The following is a 7,423-nucleotide window of genomic DNA, read 5'->3' on the forward strand; positions in this document are numbered from 1 at the left end:
GGGGGAGAGTGGGTCGGGCCAGGGGGAGCAGGAGGAGGGGTCCCCGGGGTCGATCGGAGGGGGATCGCCTCCGATCGGCCCGTCCGATCCGGCCCGGCGCGGTTATCCGGCGGAGCGGGCGGAGGAGGAGTCGGTGGCGGTGGACTCGGGGGCGATGCCGAGGTGCTGGGCCAGCTCCAGGGCGGAGCGGACGATGCCGTCGACGTCGAGGCCGACCTCGGCGAGCTGCTCGTCGCGTTCGGCGTGGAGGATGAAGCGGTCGGGGAGGCCGAGGCGGCGGAGGTGGGTGGTGGATCGTCCGGCGTCGTTGGCGGCCTCGAGGACGGCGGAGCCGAAGCCGCCCATCAGGCAGCCTTCCTCGACGGTGAGGACGAAGCCGCATTCGTCGAGGGCCTTGACGATGGTGTTCGTGTCGAGGGGCTTGGCGAAGCGGGCGTTGATGACGCCGACGCGGAGGCCGTGCTCGGCGCGGAGGCGCTCGGCGGCTCGGAGGCAGTCGGGGACCTGGGCGCCGAGGGCGATGAGCATGCCGTCGGTTTCCCACTCGAGGACCTCGGCCTGGCCGAGCTCGATGGGCTGGGGGTCGCGCTGGACCTCTTCGAGGTTGGCCTTCGGGTAGCGGAGGGCGACGGGGTGATCGTGGGCCAGGGCCCAGTCGATCATGGGGGCGACGTCCTTGGCGTCGCCGGGGGCCATGACGACGAGGTTGGGGAAGACGCGCATGTAGGCCAGGTCGTAGGAGCCGTGGTGGGTGGGGCCGTCGGAGCCGACGAGGCCGGCGCGGTCCATGCAGAAGACGACCGGGAGGTCCTGGAGGGAGACTTCCTGGAAGATGTGGTCGTAGCCGCGCTGGAGGAAGGTGGAGTAGATGTCGACCACCGGGCGGGCGCCGGCCTTGGCCATGCCGGCGGCGAAGGTGACGGCGTGGGCCTCGCAGATGCCGACGTCGAAGAAGCGGTCGGGGAAGGCGTCGCGGATTTTCTGGAGCTTGTTCCCCTCGCACATGGCGGCGGTGAGGACGGCGACGCGGGGGTCGCGGCGCATGGCGGCGAACAGCGCGTCGGAGACGGCGTTGGTGTAGGCCCGGGTGCTGGAGGACTTCAGGGGGATGATCCCTTCCTCGCAGCGCTGGAAGGGGGCGGGGGCGTGGAAGGAGACAGGGTCCTTCTCGGCGGGCTCGAAGCCGCGGCCCTTGTCGGTGAGGACGTGGAGGAGGATGGGGCCGTCCATGGCCTTGACCTTCTCCAGGTAGGAGTTGAGGGTGGCCAGGTCGTGGCCGTCGATGGGGCCGATGTACTTGAAGCCGAGCTCCTCGAAGATCATGCCGCCGTGGACGGAGGCCTTGACGGCGTCTTTGAACTGCTGGAGGAGGCGGTCGGCCTGGTCGCCGACGAGGGGAATGTGGGGCAGGAGCTTGCGGACGAGCTTGTTGGCCCGGTTGTACTCGGGGGCCATGCGGGCCTTGTCGAGGTAGTAGGCGATGCCGCCGACGCGAGGGCAGATGGACATCTTGTTGTCATTGAGGATGATGATAAAACGCCGGCCGTGGGGCTTGGCGGCGGCGTTGTTCATCGCCTCGTAGACGATGCCGGAGGGGAAGGCGCCGTCGCCGATGACGGCGACGCTGTAGCGCTCGGGGCGTCCCATGAGGAGGTCGCCGGCGTGCAGGCCCAGCGCGGTGGAGGGAGCGGCGCCGGCGTGGCCGGTCATGAACAGGTCGTAGGGGCTCTCGGCGGGGTTGGGGTAGCCCATCAGGCCCCCCTTGGTGCGGATGGAGCCGATCTGGGCGGCGCGGCCGGTGATGAGCTTGTGAGGGTAGATCTGGTGGCCGGTGTCCCAGATGAGGCGGTCTTTGGAGAAGTCGAAGGCGAGGTGGAGGGCGAGGCAGAGTTCGACGACGCCGAGGTTGCTGGCGAAGTGGGCGGAGCGGAGGCCGACGACGCCGATGAGCTCCTCGCGCATCTCGGCGGCGAGCTGTCGCAGCTCGGCCTCGGACAGCGCGTGGAGGTCGGCCGGCGACTGGATGCGGGGGAGGATGGGGGGCGTCGTCGGGGTGGTCATCGTCAACGGTCCCTTTCCAGCAGGTTCAGGGCGAGGGCCCTGAGTCGGGCGCCGCGGTCGCCGAGCGGCTCCAATGCCAGCACGGCGTCGTCGGCCACCTCCCGGGCGCGCCGGCGGCTGCCGTCGACGCCGAGCAAGGCGGGGTAGGTCCACTTACCCAGGCCGGAGTCCTTGCCGACGCGCTTGCCGAGCTTGGCCTCGTCCCCCTGGACGTCGAGCAGGTCGTCGACGATCTGGAAGGCGAGGCCGACGCCGCGGCCGTAGCGGTCGAGGGCGTCGAGCTGGCGGTCGTCGGCCCCGGCGGCGATGGCCCCCATGCGGAGGCTGGCGCGGAGCAGGGCGCCGGTCTTGCGGCGGTGGATGGCCTCCAGCGCGGGGGCGGTGGCGTCGGTGCGGCCCTCGGCCAGGAGGTCGGCCATCTGGCCGCCGACCATGCCGAGCGGGCCGGCGGCCTCGGCCAGCTCGAGGCAGCAGCGGGCGGCGGCCGCGGCGGGTTGGGTGTCCCGGGCGACGACCTCGAAGGCGAGGGCCTGCAGGGCGTCTCCGGCGAGGATGGCGGTGGCCTCGTCGAAGGCGCGGTGGCAGGTGGGGCGGCCCCGGCGGAGGTCGTCGTCGTCCATCGCGGGCAGGTCGTCGTGAATCAGCGAGTAGGTGTGCAGCATCTCCAGGGCGCAGGCGGCCGGCAGGGCGAGGGCCGGGTCGGCGCCGACGGCCTCGGCGGCCATCAGGGCGAGGATGGGGCGAAGGCGCTTGCCGCCGCCGAGCAGGCTGTGCCGCATGGCCTCGGCGAGCCGAGGGGGGCAGTCGGCCGAGGGGTCGTCGCCGGCGGGGAGGTAGCGGTCCAATGCGGCGTCCACCCGCCGCCGGGCGTCCTTCAGGAACGCGGCGAGGTCGACGTCGGTGCTCGAACTGCTCATGGGCGGAAGGTCTTGGAGCGAGGGGGGGCGGCCCACCGAGGCCGGCTCGGCTTCGGGACGTGCGGAGGCTCTCCCGGTGCGGGCGGCCGGCGGTCCGGCCCAAGGCCCAATTGTCGGCATTCGGGCCCCGAATGTCCACCCGCCAGCGTCGGGCGGCGAGCCGGGGCAGCACGGGGGCCGATCGGGGTCGATCGTCAGCCGTCGCCGGGGTCGGGGCGATGCAGCACGTAGGCCTGGCGGCGCCCCTCCTGCCGGGCCTCCTGAATGGTTCCCACGGCCTGGTAGCCGGCCCGGAACGCGGCGGCGAAGGCCTCCCGGGCGGCCAGTCGCCAGCGTCCGGCCCGATCCGGGTCGGACGACCGCAGGGCGGCCAGGTCGGCGGGGATCTCGAGCAGGAGCGTCGGGGTCTCCCGGTCGAGCCGACGGGCGGAGGGGCCGTCGGGGTCGATCAGGGCGGGGAGGTGGGCGAACGGGTCGTCGGGGAGGATCGGCCGGGCCGGGGCGTGCGGCTCCCAAACGGCGATGAGGCGGTCGGTGGGGGTGCCGGCGTTGAGGGCGTCGGTGCGGGGGCCGTACATGTCGACGACGTAGTGCGAGGCGTGGGCGCCGAGGGTGTCTAGGTTGAAGTGGGCGTTGCCGGCCTGGAGCGGGTCGAACGCCCAGGCGACGCAGCAGAGGCCCTCGGCCTCGGCGATGCGGAACTGCTCCTGCTTCAACCGGCGGCCGAGGCCCTTCCCCTGGTACTCGGGCACCACCCCGGTGAGCTGCGAATAGAGGCCGAGCTTCCCCTCGATCCGGCCGAGGAAGGCGAACGACAGGCCGACCGCCGAGCCGTCGGGCCGGAAGGCCCCGAGCACCAGTCCGCCGTGCAGGTTCGCGCCGACGAGCGTGGCGACGGGCACAACATAGGACTCGTCGGCCAGGCCCCAGGCGAGCCGCTGGGCGTTCTGGCAGGCGAGATAGTCGGCGGGGGACTCGGCGCGGCGGATGACGAAGGCGTCGTCGGGGGAGGGCGGGGTCATGGGGATCGGCTCCAGGGTGGCCTCCGATGATGGCCGGGGGAGCGGCCGATTGCAACGGGAGCCGGGGCGATCCGGCCGGGTCGGGAGTCGCCCGACGCGCCCCGGGTCCGCCGGAGGGAGGATGGGAGGGAGCTTCGCCCCGCGAGGGCTGAGCAGGAGGAGCTGAAATCGATGGAGCGGGGGAAGGCCGGGGCAGGTCCCGGCCGGCGGGAGCCTGGAGTCAGGCCGATCGTCCTCGGATCTCAAAGCGATCGCAGCAGCGTGGCCAGCAGGGCGGCGCGGAGGGGGAGGGTGTCGACCTCGATGTGCTCGTGCTCGGCGTGGGCGCCGGCGCCGAGGGGGCCGAGGCCGTCGAGGGTGGGCAGGCCGAGGGCGGCGGTGAAGTTGGCGTCGGAGCCGCCGCCGGTCGAACCTTCGGCGAGGTCGAGGCCGAGCGCGGAGGAGGCGGCGGCCCGGGCGCGATCGAAGAGGGAGGCGATGGCGGGGGAGCGCTCCATCGGCGGGCGGTTCAGGCCGCCGGAGAGCGCCAGGCGGGTGCCGTCGAGGGCGGGGAGGAGGCAATGGAGGGCGCGGTCGACGCGGTCGGCCTCGGCGCGGGAGGAGACGCGGAGGTCGATCTCGGCGGTGGCCGAGGCGGGGACGACATTGACGGCGCCGCCCCCCTCGGCTCGGCCGACGGTCAGGGTGGTGCCGGCAGCGGGATCGGCCATCGCGTGGATGGCGATGATCTGATGGGCCAGCTCCAGCACGGCGGATCGGCCCTTCTCGGGCTCGATGCCGGCGTGGGCGGGGATGCCGGTGACGGACAGGGTGTAGCGGCCGACTCCCTTGCGGGCGGTCTTCAGGGCGCCGCCGGGCAGAGGGGGCTCCGGGACCAGGGCGAAGGCGGCTCGGCGCGCGGCCGACTCGATGAGAGGGCGGGAGGTGGGGCTGCCGATCTCCTCGTCGGAGGTGAGCAGGAACGCGACGGGGCGGGGGGGCGCCAGGTTCAGGTCGCGCAGGGCGGCGAGGGCGACCAGGAGCAGGGTGAGGCCGCCCTTCATGTCGAAGGTGCCGGGGCCGGAGACGCGGTTGCCGTCGCGGCGGAAGGGCATGCGGTCGATCGTGCCGAGGGGCCAGACGGTGTCGAAGTGGGCCAGCAGCAGGGCCGGGCGGGGAGCGTCGGGAGCCTGGGGATCGGGGTCGTGGCCGAAGGGGAAGCGGGCGAGGAGGTGGTCGCCGCCGCGGTCATTCGGGATCCGCTCGACGGAGGAGGCGCCGGCGTCGGCGAGCAGGGGAGTGAGGCGGTCGGCCAGGGCGTCGAGGGCCGCCTTGTCTCGGCTGGGGGACTCGTGCTCGACGAGGCAGCGGAGCAGGGAGAGGGTGGAGTCGAGCCGGGAGGTGAGGTGGAGCAGGAGGGCAGAGGAGGGCATGGGGGGGAGTCCGGATTCGGGATTCCTGAGTTCTGATCTGAGGGGAGAGGCAGAGAGCAGAGAACAAAAAACAACGGGGAAGAGGAGGGAAAACAGAAAGGATTCAGTGTGCGATCGGATTTCGATGTGTTCTGCGAGTTGTCTTTCGCGATCGACGTTCCGCGTCGTTTCTGTGGTCTGTGTTCTGCGATTTGTCTTCTGCGATCTGCGATCTGCCTTCTGCGATCTTCGTTCTGCGATCTGCGATCTGCCTTCTGCGATCTTCGTTCTGCCTTCTGCCTTCTGCGATCTTCGTTCTGCCTTCTGCCTTCTGCGAAATGTGTTCTGTGGTCTGCGGATTGCCTCCGGAAGCGAACGCCGTTCGATGGAAGGGGTGAACACGCCCCGAGTCATTCCAGGCCGATCAGCAGCGTCCCTCCGCCGGTCGCGTGCCGCCGACCACCGAAGACGGGTGGCTCAGGCCGGCGGGGCGTTTGCGTCGAGGGTGATCTCGCGGCGGGTGTTGGCGACGATGAGGTCGGGGATTGGCTCGTGGCCGAGGCCGGGGGAGGAGGGGACGGGGACGTAGCCGTCTCGGGCGAGGACGGGGGGATCGACGAGGTCCTGGAGGTAGTACTTGTCCGATCCGGAGACGTCGCCGGGGAGGAGGAAGCCGGGCAGGGAGCAGACGGCGACGTTGGCGGCGCGGCCGATGCCGAACTCGTGCATGCCGCCGCACCAGACGGGCACGCCCCGGTTGAAACAGACATCGTGGATGCGTCGGGCTTCCATCAGGCCGCCGACTCGGCTGACCTTGATGTTGATGACGCGGCAGGCGCCCAGGTCGAGGGCCTTGCGGGCGTCGTCGGCCGAGTGGATTGACTCGTCGAGGCAGACGGGCGTCCGCAAGGCGGCCTGGAGGGTGGCGTGGTCGATGATGTCGTCGTGGGCCAGGGGTTGCTCGATGAGCAGCAGGTCGAACTCGTCGAGGCGGCGGAGCAGGTCGATGTCCCGCAGGGTGTAGGCGGAATTCGCGTCGACCTGGAGGAGGAGGTCGGGGTAGACGCGGCGGACCTCCCGGACGACCTCGACGTCCCGGCCGGGGCCGATCTTCAGCTTGATGCGCTTGTAGCCGGCGGAGAGATGGCGCTCGATCGTGTCGAGCAGGGAAGCGGTGTCGTCCTCGATGCCGAGGCTCACGCCGGAGGCGATCCGAGGGCGGACGCCGCCGAGGAAGGACGAGAGCGAGACCCCCTGGGAGCGGGCGAGCAGGTCGCAGCAGGCCATCTCCAGGCCGGCCTTGGCGAAGGTGTTCCCCTTCACCAGGCGGTAGAAGGAGGTCAATTCGTCGATGGTTTCCCAGTCCTTGCCGAGGACGAGGGGGCCGAGGAAGTCGCGCAGGATGTGCCAGCAGGTTTCGGTCGTCTCGGGGCAGTAGTAGGGATCGGAGGGGCTGGCGCATTCTCCCCAGCCGACGAGGCCGTCGTCGGCCTCGACGCGGAGGACGATGTGCGCGAGGTGGTCCTTCACGCTGGAGCTGGTCCGGAAGGGACGCACCAGGGGGAGGCGGACGAGCTTCAGGTCGATGCGGCGGAGGCGCATGGCGGGGAGATTCGGAGGGGACTTGGGGGCGCCGGATCAGTCGTCGTCGGGGTCGTCGGCGGGGGGAGGAGCGTCCAGGGGGGAGGTGATCGGGGAGCCGTCGGGGGAGGCGCCGGTGAGCAGAGCGACGCGGCGCTCGGCGTCCTGGAGGGTGGATCGGCAGCGGGAGAGGAGGCGGACGCCCAGCTCATAGCGGGAGAGGGAGGCGTCGAGGTCGAGGGAGCCGCGCTCGAGCTCGGAGACGATCGCTTCGAGCCGGGAGAGGGCGTCCTCGAAGGTGGGGGGCGGGTCGTCCGGGGAGGTCGGCCCGGGAGAGGGCGAGCGCATGGGGGTCAGCTCCGTTCGGGGTCGGTCTTGGACGGGCCGGTGCCGCCGGGGGAGGGGCGGGAGCGGGGACGGCCGGGGGGCGTGCCGGCGGCGGCGCCGGGGG

6 protein-coding genes are annotated in these 7,423 nt (G+C 71.9%); all 6 read right to left on the reverse strand.

What is annotated here, in order from left to right; genetic code table 11:
- Window positions 1-102: 102 nt before the first annotated feature.
- The gene (dxs, locus tag TsocGM_RS25290; protein ID WP_126728246.1) at window positions 103-2,061 is read right to left on the reverse strand and encodes a 1-deoxy-D-xylulose-5-phosphate synthase; all 1,959 of its coding nucleotides are present in this window, start codon (window positions 2,059-2,061) and stop codon (window positions 103-105) included.
- A gap of 2 nt (window positions 2,062-2,063) precedes the next feature.
- The gene (locus TsocGM_RS25295; protein ID WP_126728247.1) at window positions 2,064-2,978 is read right to left on the reverse strand and encodes a polyprenyl synthetase family protein; all 915 of its coding nucleotides are present in this window, start codon (window positions 2,976-2,978) and stop codon (window positions 2,064-2,066) included.
- A gap of 194 nt (window positions 2,979-3,172) precedes the next feature.
- Entirely contained in the window at window positions 3,173-4,000 is an 828-nt protein-coding gene (locus TsocGM_RS25300) for a hypothetical protein (RefSeq protein ID WP_126728248.1), read from the reverse strand.
- Between the two features lie 242 nt (window positions 4,001-4,242).
- Window positions 4,243-5,412: a M20 family metallopeptidase gene (locus TsocGM_RS25305; RefSeq protein ID WP_126728249.1), complete on the reverse strand. Its 1,170-nt coding sequence runs from the start codon at window positions 5,410-5,412 to the stop codon at window positions 4,243-4,245.
- 456 nt (window positions 5,413-5,868) lie between these two features.
- Window positions 5,869-6,993, reverse strand: a complete 1,125-nt coding sequence (gene menC, locus TsocGM_RS25310; protein ID WP_126728250.1) for an o-succinylbenzoate synthase — start codon at window positions 6,991-6,993, stop codon at window positions 5,869-5,871.
- Between the two features lie 36 nt (window positions 6,994-7,029).
- Window positions 7,030-7,320 (reverse strand): exodeoxyribonuclease VII small subunit, encoded by a 291-nt coding sequence (xseB, locus tag TsocGM_RS25315; RefSeq protein ID WP_126728251.1) that lies wholly within the window; start codon window positions 7,318-7,320, stop codon window positions 7,030-7,032.
- Window positions 7,321-7,423: the final 103 nt, after the last annotated feature.

It is taken from the genome of Tautonia sociabilis (genome assembly GCF_003977685.1).
GTDB lineage: Bacteria > Planctomycetota > Planctomycetia > Isosphaerales > Isosphaeraceae > Tautonia > Tautonia sociabilis.